This is a genomic window from Streptomyces sp. ATexAB-D23 (genome assembly GCF_000373645.1).
GTDB classification, from domain to species: domain Bacteria; phylum Actinomycetota; class Actinomycetes; order Streptomycetales; family Streptomycetaceae; genus Streptomyces; species Streptomyces castrisilvae.
The window spans coordinates 160880-176965 of sequence record NZ_KB892057.1 but is presented as its reverse complement, the minus strand read 5'-3'; the positions used below and the strand labels follow the sequence as shown (position 1 = coordinate 176965).

Sequence of the window (16086 nt, the reverse complement as noted above, 5' to 3'; positions counted from 1 at the left end):
ATCGGGGGGGGTGGGGGTCTCGTCGTTACGCGGGAACGCGGGCGACGACGTGGAGGTGGGCGCGGACCCAGGCGTTGAAGGCCTCGGGGCGTTCCTGGTTGGCCAGGTGTCCGGCGCCGGAGAGGGTGACGTAGACGGATTTCTCCAGGCCGCCCGCCAGGATCTGGGACTCGTCGGTGCCGGTGACCGTGTCCTGCTCGCCGCACAGGACGAGGGCGGGTGCGGTGATGGCGGGCAGGTCGTCGGTGAGGTCGGCCCCGGCCATGGCCTCGGCGGCGTATCCGTAGCCGGGGTTGCGGACGGCGGCGGCCATGGTGGTGACGACGCGTTGGACGAGGGCGGGCGGTGCGGCGTCCGAGACGAGGCGGGGGCCGCGGGCGGCGGCGAAGGCGTCGGGTCCTTCGGCGGCGAGCCGCCCGGCCCGTGCGCGCATCGCCTTCGCCTTGTCCGGGTCGGTGCCGGAGCCCCGGCTGGAGTCGGCGACGATCAGTGAGGCGACGAGTCCGGGGTGGCGGGCGGCGAGGCGCAGGGCGATGACGCCGCCCCAGGAGACGCCGAGGACGTGGGCGGGGCCGCCGTGGGCGCGGATGAGGGCGGCGGCGGTGTCGGCGTAGCCGTCGAGGCCGGGGGCGTGGGCGGGGTCGGCGGAGTCCGCGTATCCCGGGGCGTCCCAGGCCACCACGCGTACCTGGTCGGCGAGGCCGGCGAGCTGGGGGGCGAAGGCGGCGGACGAGGAACCGATGCCGTGCAGGCAGAACAGGAGCGGGGCTTCGGGGTCGCCGGCTTCCCGGGTGTGGATTCCGGCGGCGGTCACAGGATCTGTCCCGCCCGGCCGACGACGGCGCCGAGGCTGCGGAGCACGGCGTGCGGGACGACCTGGCTGGTGGCGGGGTTGGCGGCGTCGGGCCGGTGTTCGACCTCGAAGCGGTATGTGCCGTGCGGGCCGGCCGCCTCGATGACGTGCCGGGTGAGGGTGGCGTCCGGGTCCGCGACGACGACGACCTCCACGAGGTCCGGGTCGCCGGTGGCGAGGGCGACGGACGCGGCGACGTTGGTCGACTTGGGGAACTTGGCCGGGACGTCGCGGGCGGTGCCGCGCATGACCTCGACGGGTTCGGTGGTGGTGTGCAGCCGGGCGGTGAGCGCGGCGTCCATCCAGGGCTGGTGGAGGGTGGCGGGGAGCTTGGTGGTGGTGAGGGTGACGGAGGTGAGGGGGCCGAGTCCGCGGACGGCCTGGAGGAGGTCGAGGCCGCCGACGGCGCCGCCGGTGAAGTAGACGCGGCCGGGTCCGGCGGCGCGCAGCCGGGCGGTGAGTTCGGGGTCGACCAGGGCTCCGGTGGAGGCGATGAGCAGGTCGGCGCCGCTGGTGAGGACGCGTTCGGCCCATTCGCGTACGACTCCCTGGCCGGCCGCTTCCACGACGAGGTCGCAGACGGCGAGGGCGTCGTCGAAGGAGAGCTGGGGTGCGGGGGCGTCGACCAGGGGCCGGTTGTCGATGACGCAGGTGAGTTCGGCGCCGGGGACGCGGCCTTCGGCGAGTGCGGTGCCGACGACGCGTCCGATGGCGCCCCAGCCGACGAGGCCGATGCGGCGCACGGGGCGGTCGGGACGGGCGGGGGTGTCCGGCCGGGGGGTGAGGGTGGCGGTCACGCGGTCACCTCTTCGGTGGTGTCGGCGGTGGCTTCGGCGAGAGGGCCGGGGGCGGATCCGGCGAGGGGGCCCGGGTCGGGGATGCCGGCCATGTGGGAGCGGATCGCGGGCGAGGGCGGTCCGGCGGTGCCCCACAGGTCGGAGAGGTCGGGGGTGCGGCGCCAGACCTTGGCGATCCAGGCGTCCTCGACGATCTGCGCGACCTCGGAGGTGTATTCGCAGACAAGTCCGGCCGGGTCGGTGAAGTAGGAGAAGGTGTTGTTGCCGGGGCCGTGCCGGCCGGGCCCCCACTGGGGGCTGATGCCGTGGTGGCGGAGCCGGCCGAGGCCGCGCATGAAGTGGTCGACCGACGTCATCTCGTAGGCGACGTGGTTGAGGGAGGTCCACTCGGCCTGGTTGAACGCGATGCAGTGGTGGTCGGCGTTGCAGCGCAGGAAGGCCATCTGGTGCTCGGACCAGTCGGAGACGCGCAGCCCGAGCACGGAGGTGTAGAAGGCGACGGCGGCGTCGATGTCCGTGGTGTTGAGGACGGTGTGGGTGACGCCGACGGGCACGGCGGCGTCCCGGCCGCGCGGGGTGACGGCGTGGGTCTGGGCGCTGAGTTCGATCAGCCGGCCCTCGGGGTCGGTGAAGCGGAGCCCGTAGCCGCCGCCGGCCTGGTCGAGGGGGCCGGGACCGGCGACGGGGACGATGGACCGGGCGAGGAGCCGGCGAGCGGCCTCGTCCACCTCGGCGGGGGTGGCGACGGCGAAGGCGATGCGGCCGAGCCCGTTGTGTTCGCCGCGGGTGAGCTGGAGGACGTGGTGTTCCTCCCCGGTGCCGCGCAGCCAGGTGGTGTCGGTGTCGCGTTCGACGGGTTCCAGGCCCCAGACCTCCGCGTAGAAGTCGGCGGACTCGGTGAAGGCGGGGGTACGGAGTTCGACGGAGCGCAGGGCGCGGAGCCGGGCGATCGGCTGGGGGTGGGTGTGGGGCATGGTGTTCTCCCGCTCGGGTGGGTGGGGCGCGTGCGGTGTCAGTGGGCGGCGGCCCAGGGCAGCGGGGTGGTGTCGGTGGCCCAGTAGAGGGACTTCTGCCGTTGGTAGCCGCGGATGAGGTCGCGGCCCTTCTCGGTGCCGATGCCGCTGTCCTTCAGCCCGCCGAACGGGGTGGAGATGCTGAACTGCTTGTACGTGTTGATCCAGACGGTCCCCGCGTCGATCCGGCGGGCGAGGCGCCAGGCGCGGGCGTGGTCGCGGGTCCAGATGCCGCAGGCCAGGCCGTAGACGCTGGCGTTGGCCTGGGTGACGAGGTCGTCGTCGTCATCGAAGGGCAGGGCGACCAGGACAGGGCCGAAGATCTCCTCCTGGCAGACCCGGGCGGTGTGGGGGAGCCCGTCCAGGACGGTGGGCAGGTAGTAGGCGCCGGCCCGGTGGCGCGCGCCGTCGGGGGCGGCTCCCCCGCACCGGACGGTGGCGCCCTCCTCGCGGGCCAGGTCGACGTAGGCGGCGACGCTGTCGCGGTGGCGGTGGTGGACGAGCGGAGCGACCTGGGTGTCCGGGTCGGTGCCGGGGCCGACGCGCAGCTTCTGCGTACGGGCGACGAGTTCGCCGAGGAACTCCTCGTAGCGGGAGCGGTGGACGAAGAGGCGGGAGCCGGCGATGCAGCTCTGCCCGCTGGAGGAGAAGACGCCGTACATGACGCCGGCGAGTGCCTGCTCCAGGTCGGCGTCCTCCAGGACGATCGTCGGTGACTTTCCGCCGAGTTCGAGGGAGACGGGGATCAGTTTGTCGGCGGCGGCGTGGGCGAGGGTGCGGCCGGTGGCCGTACCGCCGGTGAAGGTGATCTTCCCGACGGCCGGGTGGCGCACGATCGCGTCGCCGATGACGCTGCCGCGCCCCGGCAGGACCGAGAGCAGCGCGGTGGGCAGGCCGGCCTCGGTGAGCGCCTGGTGGACGAGGCGGCCGAGCGCGAGGGCGACGAGCGGGGTCCACTCGGCGGGCTTGAGGAGGACGGCGTTGCCGGCGGCGAGCGCGGGGGCGAGCTTCTGGGCGTCGCTGGCGATCGGCGAGTTCCAGGGGGTGATCGCGCCGACGACGCCGATGGGTTCGTGGACGCTCATCGTGACGTACGGGCCGCGCGCGGGGGTGAGGGCGTCCTCGGCGGTCTCCAGGGCGGCGGCGGTGTAGCGGAAGGTGCCGGCGGCGCTGAGGACGAGGGCGCGGGTCTCGGTGCGGCACTTGCCGGTGTCGGCGGTCTGGAGGGCGGAGAGCCTCTCGGCGCTCTGCTCGACGAGGTCGGCGACGCGGTGCAGCAGCCGGGCGCGGAGGTGGGCGGGCAGCTCGCGCCAGGCGGGGTCCCGGGCGGCCTGGGCAGCAGCGGTCGCGGCTTCCTCGACGTCTTCGAGGGATGCGGCGCGCACGGTGGCGATGACCTGGCCGGTGGCCGGGTCGGCGGTCTCGATGAGGGCGCCCCGCCCCTGGCGCCACTGTCCTGCGACCAACACCTCGTCGGCAAGCATCGGTTGGCCTCCTGCGGTCGTAGCGGTTCTCGGTCCGGCCACGGGGGCCGGTTACCTCAGGGCTAAAAAGCTAAGTGCTTAAGTAATTGCCCGCAAGCCCCCCGGGCAAAAACTCTTTTGCCCCCGGGGTCTTGACGGCCGCCACCCCTGGACGGATAGAACTTAAGCCCTAAGAAGCTAGGTGCTTACAGAGGTTCGTGGGCGATGTCACCCGCCCCACAGGCACCGCGTGCCGCTCCCCCACCCGTACGCTCGGCTGACCCACATCCCTCTGCAAACCCCGTACACCTGGCTCCCCAACCGCTCCGGCCCCCCGCGGAGCAGGAGGAACCCTGGATGAGCACCGACATCTCGCAGGACGCCGCACCGGGCTCCTCGCCCGGCGGCACCACCCGCACCGCCGTCGCGGCCCGCTTCGAGCGGCTGCCGCCCTCCCGCTGGCACGTCACCGTCCGCCTGATCGTGGGTGTGGTCACCTTCTTCGAGGCCTTCGACCAGTTGCTGATCGCCTACGCGCTGCCCGAGCTGCGCGACGAGTGGCACCTGAGCACGGGCGACGCCACGGCCGTCCTCACCGTCGGCTCGGTCGGCATGCTCGTCGGCGCCCTGCTCTCGGGGAGGCTGGCGGACCGCTACGGCCGGGTGAAGGTGATCGCGTACTGCGTGGCCGTCTCGGGCCTGGTCAGCCTGGCCCTGACCGCCTGCACCTCACTCACGCCGTTCCTGGCGCTGCGCTTCGTCCAGGGGCTCGCGATCGGCGGCGAGGTGCCGGTGGCCGCGGCCTTCATCAGCGAGATCACGCGCAGCTTCAAGCGGGGCCGCTTCGTCCTGCTGTACGAGCTGGTCTTCCCGGCGGGCCTCACCGTCGGGGCCCTGGTCGCGGCCTGGGTGGTCCCGGCGGCCGGCTGGCGCACCATGTTCGCGGTCGCCGCCGTGCCCGGCCTGCTGGCCTTCCTCGTCCAGCGCCGGGTCCCGGAGTCGCCCCGCTGGCTCGCGGACCGGGGCCGGCTCGCCGAGGCGGAAGCGGTGATGACCGAGATCGAGGCGAAGGTGGTGGCGGCGACGGGACAGCCGCTCCCCGCCCCGGGTACGTCGAAGACCTCCCCCGCCCCCGCTCCCCGGGCCGCCACCGCCACCGCGGCGGAGCGCGCCGCGACCGGCGTGCGCGGCCTGTTCACCGGCCGCTACCGGCGCCGCACCCTGGTCGTCGGCGCGATCTGGTTCACCGGTTACTTCGTGAACTACGGCGTGACGTCCTGGCTGCCCAGCATCTACAAGGACGAGTACGGCCTCACCCTCTCCGACGCCCTGCTCTACTCCACGGTGACCTCGGTCGCCGGCCTGATCGGCTGCCTGGTCGTCGCCCTCACCGTGGACGCCCTGGGCCGCCGGCGGATCTTCGCGATCTGCCTCGGCGCCTCGGCCGCCCTCCTGCTCACCCTGGCAGCGCTCGGCGCCGGCTCCCCCGTCCAGGTCCTGATCTGGACCTCGCTCTCGGCGGTCGGCTTCTTCGGCTCCAACATCTGCCTGTACCTGTACACGCCCGAGCTGTACCCGACCCGGATGCGGGCGCTCGGGTGCAGCGTCGGCGGCGCGGTCAACCGGCTGGGCGTGATCCTCGGCCCGATCCTGGTCGGCGTGGTCTACGCGGCGAACGACAGCGTGACCGCGGTCTTCGTGATGCTCGCCGCGGTGGCGGTGGTCGGCGCGGTGGTCGCCGGCACCCTGGCCGAGGAGACCGCGAACCGGCCCCTGGAGGAGATCTCCCCCTGAGACCGGGGCGCGGGAGGCCAGGAGGGCCGGGGAGGCTACCGCTCCCCGGCCCTCGCCGCGTCGTTCACCGACTCCTCCGCGATGCGCTCGTGGTGGCGGATGACCTCGGCGACCACGAAGTTCAGCAGCTTCTCGGCGAAGGCCGGGTCCAGGTGGGCGCTCTCCGCCAGCTCGCGCAGCCGGGCGATCTGCCGGGCCTCGCGGGCCGGGTCGGCCGGGGGCAGCTGGTGGGCGGCCTTGAGGTGGCCGACCTGCTGGGTGCACTTGAAGCGCTCGGCCAGCATGTGGACGACGGCCGCGTCGATGTTGTCGATGCTCTGGCGCAGCCGGTTCAGTTCGACGCGTACGGAGTCGTCGATGTCGCTCGTGGTCATGGTCAGCGAGCTTAGGGCCTCGGGGCCAGAGCCTGTCTTCAGACTGCCGTCGTCGCCCGAAGGGCGGCCGGGCGGCGTCAGGTGCGTCCCCGAGTTCTCGGCTCCGCTCGAACAGGGGAGACCCCACTCCTCGGCGTGCCGGCCCCGGGCCCCTGTACCGGACGTACCGGGGTCGGGGACCGGTGCGGCGAGAGTGCGTGCGTGGCGTCGCCCGGCAGACGGCAGTTCGAAGACAGGCCCTAGGGGATGATCGTCGGCGGGTGCTCGGCGTCGGGTACCCGGTCGCTCCAGCCGCCCGGCACACTGCGCCCCTGCTGTTCGCGGAAGCGGACCGGGGCCATGCCCACCCGGCGGGCGAACAGGCGCGAGAAGTACGCCGGGTCGTCGTAGCCGACGCGGCGGGCCACGGCCGCGACCGGCAGGTCGCCGGTGGCCAGGAGCTCCTTGGCGCGGCCGAGCCGGATGCCCAGGAGGTAGTCCTTCGGGCTGCACCCCGCGCCCCGGCGCACCACCGTCCGCAGCTCGGCGGACGTCATGCCGTGCCGGGCCGCGTGCTCGGCCACCGACAGCGGCTGGAAGGCGTCCCGGGCCAGCGCCTGGAGGACCGGATCGCCGTCCGGGCCGACATCGGCGCGGGCCCTGCGCAGCGCGACCAGGAGTTCGTGGACGGCCGCCCCGGTCTCCACTTCCAGGAGCGGGTTGCCGCGCCGGGCCGCCCGGACCATGCGGCCGACCGCGGCGCGCGGGGCGGCGGTGTCGGCGAGCGGGACCAGGGGGCGGTCCGGCTCGATGTAGCCGAGCTCGGTGTACGTGGTGGTGGCGGGCCCGGTGAAGTCGACGAAGCTCTCGTCCCAGCCGGTCGCCGGGTCGGCGCCGTAGTGGTGCGGGGTGCCCGGGGTCAGCCAGATCAGGCTGGGCGCGGTCACGGGCACCCGGCGCCCGTCCGGCCCGGCGAACCACCCGCTGCCCGCGTTGATGACGACGGCCACGTGGTGGTCGAGGGTGCGCGGGCCCACGGTCGGCAGCGTGCCGTGCTGGAGGCCGACCCCGAGGCAGACCAGGCCGAGGCGGTGGTGGAGCGGGCTCGGGGTGAAGAAACGCATCCAGGTGTGGTACATCGGCCGTCACTCCCCGGTCCTCGCCTCGCGCGCCGCAGCCGCACGGGCGCTGCGTCCAAACAGCCATGATCTTTGTCCATGGACCGGCCGCACACCAGGGGTGAGCCTGGACCGACACATTCCGCGCACATGGAGAGAACGAGCACGATGGCTGACTTCACCGTGGGGGACGACGGCTTCCGGATCGACGGGAGGCCCGTACGGCTGCTGTCAGGGGCCCTGCACTACTTCCGGGTGCACGAGGCCCAGTGGGACCACCGGCTCGCGATGCTCAGGGCGATGGGGCTGAACTGCGTGGAGACGTACGTCCCGTGGAACCTCCACGAGCCGGCGCCCGGCCGGTTCCGGGACGTCGGGGCGCTCGGCCGGTTCCTGGACGCGGCGCACCGGGCCGGGCTGTGGGCGATCGTGCGCCCCGGGCCGTACATCTGCGCGGAGTGGGAGAACGGTGGCCTGCCGGCCTGGGTGACCGGCCGTTTCGGGCGGCGGGTCCGGACCCGGGACGAGGACTATCTCGGCGCGGTGCGCTCCTGGTTCGCCGCGCTGCTGCCGCAGGTCGCGGAGCGGCAGATCGGCCGCGGCGGCCCGGTGGTCATGGTGCAGGCCGAGAACGAGTACGGGAGTTACGGCACCGACGAGGTGTATCTGCGCCGCGTGGCCGAGATGCTCGGCGAGTGCGGCGTGGGCGTTCCGCTGTTCACATCGGACGGGCCGGAGGACCACATGCTGACCGGTGGTTCGGTGCCCGGTCTGCTCGCCACGGCGAACTTCGGCTCGGGGGCCCGTGAGGCGTTCCGGGTGCTGCGCCGCCACCGGGCGACGGGCCCGCTGATGTGCATGGAGTTCTGGTGCGGCTGGTTCGAGCACTGGGGCGCGCCGCCGGTCGTCCGGGACCCGGCCCAGGCCGCCGGGGCGCTGGCGGAGATCCTGGAGTGCGGGGCGTCGGTGAACATCTACATGGCGCACGGCGGCACGAACTTCGCCGGCTGGGCGGGCGCCAACCGCTCGGGCCCGCTCCAGGACGGGGAGCTGCGGCCGACGGTGACGTCGTACGACTACGACGCGCCGGTCGACGAGTACGGCCGGGCCACGGAGAAGTTCCACCTGTTCCGCGAGGTCCTCGCCGGGTACGCGGACGGGCCGCTGCCGGAGCCGCCGCCCGAGCCCGTCGGGCCGGCCGCCCCGGTGCGGGCCGAGCTGACCCAGTGGGCGCCGCTGCCCGCCGTGCTGGAGGCGCTGGGTGAGGAGGAGTCCGAGGAGTCCGGGGTGCCGCCCACCTTCGAGGAGCTGGGCGTCGACCGGGGCCTGGTGCGCTACCGGGTCGCCGTGCCGGGTCCGCGCCGCCCGTACACCCTGGGGGTGGCGGGGCTGCGGGACCGGGCCGTGGTGTACGTGGACGGGGAGCGCCGGGGCGTGCTGAGCGAGGAGGCGGCGGACCTGGCGGAGCCGGTGGCCGGGCCCGCCGAAGTGGAGCTGTGGGTGGAGTCGCTGGGGCGGGTCAACTACGGGCCGCGCCTGGGTGAGCCGAAGGGGATCACCGGGGGCGTGCTGCACGAGCGCCAGTACCTGCACGGGGTGCGGGCGCGGGCGCTGCGGCTCGACGCGTTCGACGAGCCGGGCGCGGTGGCGGGGGTCGCGTTCGCGCCGGTCGACGGGTCCGGCACGACGGGCCTGTACCGGGGCGCGTTCGAGATCGCGGGCGCGGACGGCCTGGACCACGCCGGTCTCGAACTCCCCGGCTGGACGCGCGGATTCGTCTGGGTGAACGGCTTCTGCCTCGGCCGCTACTGGTCGGTGGGGCCGCAGCGGACGCTGTACGTGCCGGGGCCCGTGCTGCGGGAGGGTGCCAACGAGGTGTGGGTGCTGGAGACGGAGGGCGCGGGGGCGCCGTACGTCGAGCTGGGTCCGGGGCTGCCGGTGCGGGCGGGCGGCTGAGTCAACCCCGGGGCCGCCGCCGAGGTCTACAGTGGCAAGGAGTCGAGAGCGGCGCGCGAGTGGGGGTGGGCAGGTGCCGGAGAGCCCCCGTCGCAGCCCGGTGGAGCACGGTTTCCCGCATCTGGCCACGGTCCGGTCGGCGATCACCGCGCTGTACCGGCGGCTCTCGTACGAAGGGGTCCAGCAGTTCGCCGCCGGCCTCGCCCCGGTCGACGCCGCGTTCGCCGACACGGACGACCTCCATGTGGGCGCGCAGCGGGTGGCGCGGGCGATGGTGCACCACTTCCGGCTGCCCGACGCGCGGATGATCGTGGCGTTCCGGTCGATGGAGCACGCGGGCAGTGTCGAACTCGCGGCGGGCCCGGAGTACTTCATCGAGCTGAACGACCGCTTCCGTACGCACCGCCGGGACATCGGCGCGGCCCTGTCGCACGAGGTCACGCATGTGCTGCTGCACCGGCTCGGCCTCGAATTCCCCGGGACCCGTGACAACGAGATCCTGACCGACACGGCGGCGGCCTATCTGGGGGCGGGCTGGCTGCTGCTGGACGCGTTCCGCGAGGACGCCACGTCCAGTCAGAAGCTGGGCTACCTCACCCCGGAGGAGTTCGGGTACGTGCTGGCCAAGCGGGCGCTGGTGTTCGGCGAGGACCCCTCGCCGTGGTTCACCAGCCCGCAGGCGTACACCGCGTACACCGAGGGCCGGGCGCGGGCGCTGCGGGAGAGCGCGCAGCCGCCGCTCACGGCGGCCGGCTGGGCGGGCCGCCGCAGGTACGCGAAGGACCGGCGGTACGCGCTGGACCACCCGGGCGCGGGCGCGGCCCCGGGCCGGGAGGTCCCGTACGGTTTCGAGACCACCGGGGACGGGCTGCGGGTCTCCTTCCCGTGCCCGACCTGTCACCAGCGCAACAGGGTGCCGGTCCGGGGCCGGGTGCGGGTGCGGTGCGGGCTGTGCCGCACGGTGCTGGACTGCACGACCTGAGCGTCCCGGTGCGGGGGCCGCACCCGGCCCCCGCATCTCAATCGCCGGAGGGGCTTGTCGCCCCTCCGGCGAACGGGCCTGCTTACGCCGCGCGACGCCCGCGCGAGGGCGCTGCGCCCCGGCCGGTCCCGCGCGAAGCGCCACCGGCGGTGGCCCCGGTGCCACCCGCGCCACCGCCGCGTCGCCCGCGGCCCCGGCTGCCCGAGCGGACCCGGGTCCCGGTACCCGTACCCGCTCCGTTCCCGGCCGGCCGGGTGCGCGGCTTGGGCTGGGTGGGCTGCGGGACCTCTATGACGACCGCGACACCGGACGGTTCGCGTGCCCCGGTGATCCGGGTCAGCTCCTCGTCGCTGGACTTGATGCGGGTGGTCCGCGGCGCGATGCCCGCGTCCTGCATCAGCCGGGTCATCTCCCGCTTCTCCTCGGGCAGCACCAGCGTGACGACGCTGCCGGACTCCCCGGCCCGCGCGGTGCGCCCGCCGCGGTGCAGGTAGTCCTTGTGGTCGGTGGGCGGGTCCACGTTGACGACGAGGTCGAGGTCGTCGACGTGGATGCCGCGCGCCGCCACGTTCGTCGCGACGAGGGCGGTGACCTGGCCGTTCTTGAACTGGTCCAGGGTCCGGTTGCGCTGCGGCTGGGAACGCCCGCCGTGCAGGGCGGCGGCCCTGACCCCGCTGGCCAGCAGCCGCTTGGCGAAGCGGTCGGCGGCGCGCTTGGTGTCCACGAACATGATCACGCGGCCCTCACGGGCGGCGATCTTCGTGGCGACGGCCTTCTTGTCGGTCTCGTCCAGCACATGCAGCACGTGGTGCTCCATGGTGGTGACCGCGCCGGCGGACGGGTCGACCGAGTGCACGACGGGGTCGGTGAGGAACATCTTGACCAGGCGGTCGATGTTCTTGTCGAGGGTCGCGGAGAACAGCATCCGCTGTCCGTCCGGCTCGACCTGCTTGAGCAGGGCGACGACCTGCGGCATGAAGCCCATGTCGGCCATCTGGTCGGCCTCGTCCAGGACGGTGATCGCGACCTGGTCCAGGCGGCAGTCGCCGCGCTCGATGAGGTCCTTGAGCCGGCCCGGGGTCGCGACGAGCACCTCGGCGCCGCGCCGCAGCGTGGCCGACTGCTTGGTGATCGACATGCCGCCGACGACGGTGGCCAGGCGCAGGTTGACCGCGGTGGCGTACGGGGTCAGGGCGTCGGTGACCTGCTGGGCGAGTTCGCGGGTCGGGACGAGGACGAGGACCAGGGGTGCCTTGGGCTCGGCGCGGCGGCCGGCGGTGCGGGCCAGGAGCGCGAGGCCGAAGGCGAGGGTCTTGCCGGAGCCGGTGCGGCCCCGGCCGAGGATGTCCCGGCCGGCCAGCGAGTTCGGCAGGGTGGCGCCCTGGATCGGGAACGGTTCGGTGACGCCCTGCGCGGCAAGGGTCTTCAGCAGGGCGGCGGGCATGTCCAGCTCGGCGAACGCCTCGACGGCGGGCAGTGCGGGGGTGATGGTCTCGGGCAGCGCGAATTCGCCCTGCGGCGGCGTGGCCCTGCGACGGGGCGACGCCTTTCCGGATCCCTTGCCGGAACCCTGTGCGGTTGCCTTTGCCTGGGCCGTACCGCGCCCCCTCGACGGGCGGTTGCGGGCGGGACGGTCCTGACGTTCGGAGCGGGTCATAACGGAATGTCCTCCTGGGACAGCACGAGCCGGGGCCCGCACCTTCACGGTGCGGGCCCCGGCTGCGAGGTACGCGTCCGGCAATTAGGCCGGGACGATGTTCTCCGCCTGCGGGCCCTTCTGGCCCTGCGTGACGTCGAAGGTGACCTTCTGGCCTTCCAGGAGCTCACGGAAGCCCGAGGTGGCGATGTTCGAGTAGTGGGCGAAGACGTCGGCGCCGCCGCCGTCCTGCTCGATGAAGCCGAAGCCCTTTTCAGAGTTGAACCACTTCACGGTTCCAGTAGCCATGTCATTCTCCTAAGGAGGTGCAGTGCCGGAAATTCGCACTTTACGAATTCCAAGTCGCCGCATTGAGCCCCACTCCGGAGAAAGCCGGAAAAACAATAAAGCGCCTGACGAAGCATTCCCGTCAGGCGCACATAAAGTTCATGGGTACCAAAACTGCAACGGGAACACCGTAGCACGATCCGGCGGCGGGTGTCGGGCGGGCGGGGACGTGTCAGTGCCGCAGGGCGATTCCGTCCAGGACCATCGACAGGTACTGACGGGCGATCTCCTCGGGGCTGTGGCGCCCGCCGGGCCGGTACCAGGACGCCGCGACCCAGACGGTGTCGCGGACGAACCGGTAGGTGAGACGGATGTCCAGGTCGGCGCGGAAGGTGCCGTCGGCGACGCCGCGCTCCAGGGTGCCGAGCCAGGCCTTCTCGAACTTGCGCTGCGAGTCGTCCAGGTACTGGAACCTCGGCTGGGCGGCCAGGTGCCGGGCCTCCTTCTGGTAGATGGCGACGGCGTCGCGGTGCCGGTCGATCTCCCGGAAGGACTCGGTGACCAGCGCCTCGATGGTCTCCCTGGGGCCGAGCCCGGCTTCCAGCACCGCGTCGTACCCCTCCCAGAGCTCGTTCAGGAAGGTGGAGAGGATCTCGTCCACCATCGATTCCTTGGAATCGAAGTGGTAGTAGAGGCTGCCCGCGAGCATTCCGGCCGCGTCCGCGATCCTGCGCACGGTCGTGGCGTTGTATCCCTGGGCGGCGAAGACCTCGGCGGCGGTGGCGAGCAGTTCGGCGCGGCGCTCGGGCGAGGGGGTCCCCTGGGGCTTCTTCTTGGTAGGCACCCGCCCATTCTCCCGCCCGCGGCGCGGCTCATGGGCCGAAGGCCGCCCTCAGGCGTCCCGCGGAGGCGGCCCCTCGTCGTTGCCCCGGCGGATCGTGCGCAGCGGGCGGCCGGGCCGCCAGGTGCCGATGACGAGGGTGTCGCCGCCCTCCAGTCCGACGCGCACCACCTCGGTGGGCTCGACGCGGAAGAGGTGGAAGGGCTCGGGGGGCTTGCGCTCCTCGATGAAGCGGGCAAGCACATCGGGGTCGGTCACCTCGACCGCGCGCCCGGAGATCCGGACGTCCCCGTCGGCCATCTCGGCGTCCGGCCCTGGGTTGGCGTGCACCGAGAAGCGGGGGTCGCGGCGCAGGTCGAGGGCCTTGCGGGAGTTCGGCATCATGCCGAGGTGCGGCTCGTCCCGCCAGAAGTCGACCTCCAGGCCGGTGAGCCGGGGCGATCCGTCCGTGCGGAGCGTGGCGAGGACGTGGTGGCGGTACTGCTCGAACCGCCGGCGCACGGTGTCGGCGAAGACGGGCTCGGCGGCCCGGAAGTCTGTCCAGGAAGTCGAAGTCATGAGGTCATCGAACCCGGGAATCCCGACATCCTCTGTCGGGATTCCGGCGGAACCTGCCACGGCCCACCCGTTCGGACGCCGTCGCGGCCCGCGGAGCCCGGCTGCGGGGTGCGGTGCCGCGTTCGCTATCTTGATCGCCGCCGCCCCCACCGGCCTCTGGTCCCCGTACAGACGAAGGAGCCGGCCATGGAGGCCGCCGTCACCACGTGCTACCGCCATCCCTCGTACGAGACGTATGTGAGCTGTGTCCGCTGCGAGCGCTTCATCTGCCCGGACTGCATGCGCGAGGCGGCTGTCGGCCACCAGTGCGTGGAGTGCGTGAAGGAGGGGCACCGCTCGGTCCGGCAGGCTCGGACGGCGTTCGGCGGTGCGGTGTCGCGCGGCGCGGTGCCGGTCGTCACCTACGTACTGATCGGCCTCAACGTCCTGGGGTACCTGGCGGAGCTGATCCGTCCGCAGATCGTGGACCGGTTCTCGATGACGGGGGCCGGGCTGACCGGTCCGGACGGCGGCCGGTACCTGTACGTGAGCGGGGATCTCCCCGGCTTCGACGTGATCGGCGTGCTGGACGGTGAGTGGTACCGGCTGCTGACCGGGTCCTTCCTGCACCTGCCGCCGGGCGATTCCGCGCTCGGTTCGGTGCCGTTCGGTGTGCTGCACATCGTGTTCAACATGTACGCGCTGTGGAATCTGGGCAGGCTCGTCGAGGAGCAGCTCGGGCGGGCCCGGTATCTGGCGCTGTACCTGCTGTCCGCGCTCGGCGGTTCGGTGCTGGTCTACCTGATCGCGCCGTCCGACTCCGTGGTGGGCGCCTCGGGTGCGATCTTCGGTCTCGCGGCCGCGTTCTACGTGATCAGCCGCCGTCTGGGCCGGGACATGGGGGCGGTCAACCGCTTCCTGGCCGTGTTCCTGATCTGGATGCTGATCTCGGCGGGCTTCACCTCCTGGCAGGCGCACCTGGGCGGGCTGCTGACGGGGGCGGCGGTGACGGTCGTGTACGCGTACGCCCCCGCCGGGCGGCGTACGGCGGTGCAGGCGGCCGGGGGTGTGGTGCTGGCGGCGGTGCTGGTGCTCCTGGTGGTCCTCAAGACGTCGGCGCTGACGGGCTGAGCGGGGCCCGGGTGCCCGGTCTGACACGATGACCACATGCGGAACGATCACTCCACTTCCGTGGGCCCGCGCCTCGGCGCCCGGGTCCGGCGGCTGCATCCGCTGGACTGGCTGGCCGGCGGGCTGCTCCTGACCGGAGTGATCGCCGCGGCGACCGGGCTGCTGCCCGCCGGTCCTGCCCAGGACCAGATGCGGCGCATCGGACCGCTGCTGGCGTTCCTGGCCACCGTGATCGTGCTGGCGGAACTGGCGGGACGGGCCCAGGTCTTCGACGTGGTGGCGGCCTGGGTGGCCCGAGCGGGCCGGGGCCGTTATCCGCTGCTGTTCGCGCTGTGCGTGGCGTTCGCCTCGCTCACCACGATCACCCTGAACCTGGACACCACGGCCGTCCTGCTCACTCCGGTGATGCTGGCGCTGGCCGGCCGGGTGGGCATCGCGGCGGTGCCGCTCGCCATGACGACGGTGTGGCTGGCCAACACCGCGAGCCTGCTGCTGCCGGTGTCGAATCTGACCAACCTGCTGGCGGCGGAACGGGTGGCGCTGACGCCCACCGGTCTCGCGGCCGTGATGTGGCTGCCGCAGCTGGCCGCGATCGGGGCGACGGCCCTGTGTCTGTGGGTGTTCTACTGGCGCCGTGGCCGGCGGGGCGCCGACACGTACACCCCGCCGCCGGTGCCCTCCCCCGACGACCGGGTGCTGCTGGGTGTCAGCTCGGTGGCGTGCGCCGGGTTCCTGCTGGCGATCCTGGTCGTGGACGTGCCGCTGTGGTCGGCCTCGCTGGTGGCGACTGCGGTCGTGGTGGTGGCCTACGCGGTGCGCCGCCGCGCCGAGCTGCGGCTGTCGCTGGTGCCGTGGCGGCTGCTGATCCTGGTGCCCGGGATGTTCCTGGTCGTGGAGACGGTCAACGCGCACGGGCTGCACGAGCTGCTGGTGCGGGCGCTCGGCCCGGACGACGGCCTCGCGGGCATGCTGCGCACGGCCGGGGTCGGCGCGGGGCTCGCCAACGTGCTGAACAACCTTCCGGCGTACGTGGCGGGCGAGGCGGCCGTCCCGGCGGGCAACCACCACCAGCTCCTCGCCCTGCTGGTCGGGGTCAACGCGGGCCCGCTGGTCACGCCGTGGGGGTCGCTGGCGACGCTGCTGTGGTTCGAGCGGTGCCGGTGGCAGGGGACGCGCATCGGGGTGCGGCGGTTCGTGCTGACCGGTCTGGTGCTGGCGGTGGGGGCGACGGGCGCCGCCACCTGTGCGCTGGCCCTGACCGTCTGAGGCAGGCGGCGCCCGGCCCCGAATGCGCCACGGCGCCTGCCGAGTCGTCCGGTCGGGG

General features: G+C 73.2%; 15 protein-coding genes. 5 read left to right on the top strand and 10 right to left on the bottom strand.

Going from position 1 to position 16086, the window contains the following annotated elements; translation table 11 throughout:
• Positions 1–25: 25 nt before the first annotated feature.
• The 4 genes from B082_RS0130575 to B082_RS0130560 are packed head-to-tail and all read right to left on the bottom strand — an operon-like array spanning position 26 to position 4147.
• The gene (locus B082_RS0130575; protein ID WP_018555603.1) at positions 26–814 is read right to left on the bottom strand and encodes an alpha/beta fold hydrolase; all 789 of its coding nucleotides are present in this window, start codon (positions 812–814) and stop codon (positions 26–28) included.
• A complete protein-coding gene (locus B082_RS0130570; RefSeq protein WP_018555602.1) occupies positions 811–1650 on the bottom strand; it encodes an aspartate dehydrogenase domain-containing protein in 840 nt (279 codons plus the stop codon). Before B082_RS0130570 ends, B082_RS0130575 begins: the two co-directional genes overlap by 4 nt.
• Positions 1647–2624, bottom strand: a complete 978-nt coding sequence (locus tag B082_RS0130565; protein ID WP_018555601.1) for a VOC family protein — start codon at positions 2622–2624, stop codon at positions 1647–1649. Before B082_RS0130565 ends, B082_RS0130570 begins: the two co-directional genes overlap by 4 nt.
• A gap of 38 nt (positions 2625–2662) precedes the next feature.
• Positions 2663–4147 (bottom strand): aldehyde dehydrogenase, encoded by a 1485-nt coding sequence (locus tag B082_RS0130560; protein ID WP_018555600.1) that lies wholly within the window; start codon positions 4145–4147, stop codon positions 2663–2665.
• A 336-nt stretch (positions 4148–4483) separates the two neighbouring features.
• On the opposite strand from B082_RS0130560, the gene B082_RS0130555 reads away from it, so the two are divergent.
• Positions 4484–5920: an MFS transporter gene (locus B082_RS0130555; RefSeq protein WP_018555599.1), complete on the top strand. Its 1437-nt coding sequence runs from the start codon at positions 4484–4486 to the stop codon at positions 5918–5920.
• Between the two features lie 35 nt (positions 5921–5955).
• Here B082_RS0130555 and B082_RS0130550 read toward each other — a convergent pair whose 3' ends face one another.
• Together B082_RS0130550 and B082_RS0130545 are read right to left on the bottom strand one after the other, a co-directional pair.
• Positions 5956–6294 carry a chorismate mutase gene (locus B082_RS0130550; protein ID WP_018555598.1) on the bottom strand — a complete coding sequence of 113 codons (339 nt, stop codon included), beginning with the start codon at positions 6292–6294 and terminating at the stop codon, positions 5956–5958.
• Positions 6295–6533: 239 nt separating this feature from the next.
• A complete protein-coding gene (locus B082_RS0130545; RefSeq protein WP_018555597.1) occupies positions 6534–7412 on the bottom strand; it encodes a helix-turn-helix domain-containing protein in 879 nt (292 codons plus the stop codon).
• 147 nt (positions 7413–7559) lie between these two features.
• Between B082_RS0130545 and B082_RS0130540 the strand changes: the two genes are divergently transcribed.
• Both B082_RS0130540 and B082_RS0130535 read left to right on the top strand, forming a co-directional pair.
• Positions 7560–9347 carry a glycoside hydrolase family 35 protein gene (locus tag B082_RS0130540; protein WP_018555596.1) on the top strand — a complete coding sequence of 596 codons (1788 nt, stop codon included), beginning with the start codon at positions 7560–7562 and terminating at the stop codon, positions 9345–9347.
• Between the two features lie 73 nt (positions 9348–9420).
• The gene (locus tag B082_RS0130535; protein ID WP_026250353.1) at positions 9421–10329 is read left to right on the top strand and encodes a hypothetical protein; all 909 of its coding nucleotides are present in this window, start codon (positions 9421–9423) and stop codon (positions 10327–10329) included.
• An 82-nt stretch (positions 10330–10411) separates the two neighbouring features.
• Here B082_RS0130535 and B082_RS0130530 read toward each other — a convergent pair whose 3' ends face one another.
• The 4 genes from B082_RS0130530 to B082_RS0130515 form a co-directional block, all read right to left on the bottom strand.
• The gene (locus B082_RS0130530; protein ID WP_018555594.1) at positions 10412–11986 is read right to left on the bottom strand and encodes a DEAD/DEAH box helicase; all 1575 of its coding nucleotides are present in this window, start codon (positions 11984–11986) and stop codon (positions 10412–10414) included.
• 84 nt (positions 11987–12070) lie between these two features.
• Positions 12071–12274: a cold-shock protein gene (locus B082_RS0130525; protein ID WP_018555593.1), complete on the bottom strand. Its 204-nt coding sequence runs from the start codon at positions 12272–12274 to the stop codon at positions 12071–12073.
• A 211-nt stretch (positions 12275–12485) separates the two neighbouring features.
• Positions 12486–13097, bottom strand: coding sequence for a TetR/AcrR family transcriptional regulator (locus B082_RS0130520; protein WP_018555592.1), 612 nt, complete (start codon positions 13095–13097; stop codon positions 12486–12488).
• 48 nt (positions 13098–13145) lie between these two features.
• On the bottom strand, positions 13146–13652 hold the full coding sequence (locus B082_RS0130515; protein ID WP_018555591.1) for a pyridoxamine 5'-phosphate oxidase family protein: 507 nt from the start codon (positions 13650–13652) through the stop codon (positions 13146–13148).
• 186 nt (positions 13653–13838) lie between these two features.
• Here B082_RS0130515 and B082_RS0130510 point away from each other — a divergent pair, with 186 nt between their 5' ends.
• Both B082_RS0130510 and B082_RS0130505 read left to right on the top strand, forming a co-directional pair.
• Positions 13839–14762 (top strand): rhomboid family intramembrane serine protease, encoded by a 924-nt coding sequence (locus B082_RS0130510; protein ID WP_018555590.1) that lies wholly within the window; start codon positions 13839–13841, stop codon positions 14760–14762.
• 36 nt (positions 14763–14798) lie between these two features.
• The gene (locus tag B082_RS0130505) at positions 14799–16028 is read left to right on the top strand and encodes an SLC13 family permease (protein WP_018555589.1); all 1230 of its coding nucleotides are present in this window, start codon (positions 14799–14801) and stop codon (positions 16026–16028) included.
• The last annotated feature ends 58 nt before the right edge of the window (positions 16029–16086 follow it).

What these genes read in the sequence shown, in the direction of transcription:
- B082_RS0130565 (WP_018555601.1), bottom strand. Translation starts at nt 2,624, where the DNA reads ATGCCCCACACCCACCCCCAGCCGATCGCCCGGCTCCGCGCCCTGCGC.
- B082_RS0130560 (WP_018555600.1), bottom strand. Translation starts at nt 4,147, where the DNA reads ATGCTTGCCGACGAGGTGTTGGTCGCAGGACAGTGGCGCCAGGGGCGG.
- B082_RS0130555 (WP_018555599.1), top strand. Translation starts at nt 4,484, where the DNA reads ATGAGCACCGACATCTCGCAGGACGCCGCACCGGGCTCCTCGCCCGGC.
- B082_RS0130550 (WP_018555598.1), bottom strand. Translation starts at nt 6,294, where the DNA reads ATGACCACGAGCGACATCGACGACTCCGTACGCGTCGAACTGAACCGG.
- B082_RS0130545 (WP_018555597.1), bottom strand. Translation starts at nt 7,412, where the DNA reads ATGTACCACACCTGGATGCGTTTCTTCACCCCGAGCCCGCTCCACCAC.
- B082_RS0130540 (WP_018555596.1), top strand. Translation starts at nt 7,560, where the DNA reads ATGGCTGACTTCACCGTGGGGGACGACGGCTTCCGGATCGACGGGAGG.
- B082_RS0130530 (WP_018555594.1), bottom strand. Translation starts at nt 11,986, where the DNA reads ATGACCCGCTCCGAACGTCAGGACCGTCCCGCCCGCAACCGCCCGTCG.
- B082_RS0130525 (WP_018555593.1), bottom strand. Translation starts at nt 12,274, where the DNA reads ATGGCTACTGGAACCGTGAAGTGGTTCAACTCTGAAAAGGGCTTCGGC.
- B082_RS0130515 (WP_018555591.1), bottom strand. Translation starts at nt 13,652, where the DNA reads ATGACTTCGACTTCCTGGACAGACTTCCGGGCCGCCGAGCCCGTCTTC.
- B082_RS0130510 (WP_018555590.1), top strand. Translation starts at nt 13,839, where the DNA reads ATGGAGGCCGCCGTCACCACGTGCTACCGCCATCCCTCGTACGAGACG.
- B082_RS0130505 (WP_018555589.1), top strand. Translation starts at nt 14,799, where the DNA reads ATGCGGAACGATCACTCCACTTCCGTGGGCCCGCGCCTCGGCGCCCGG.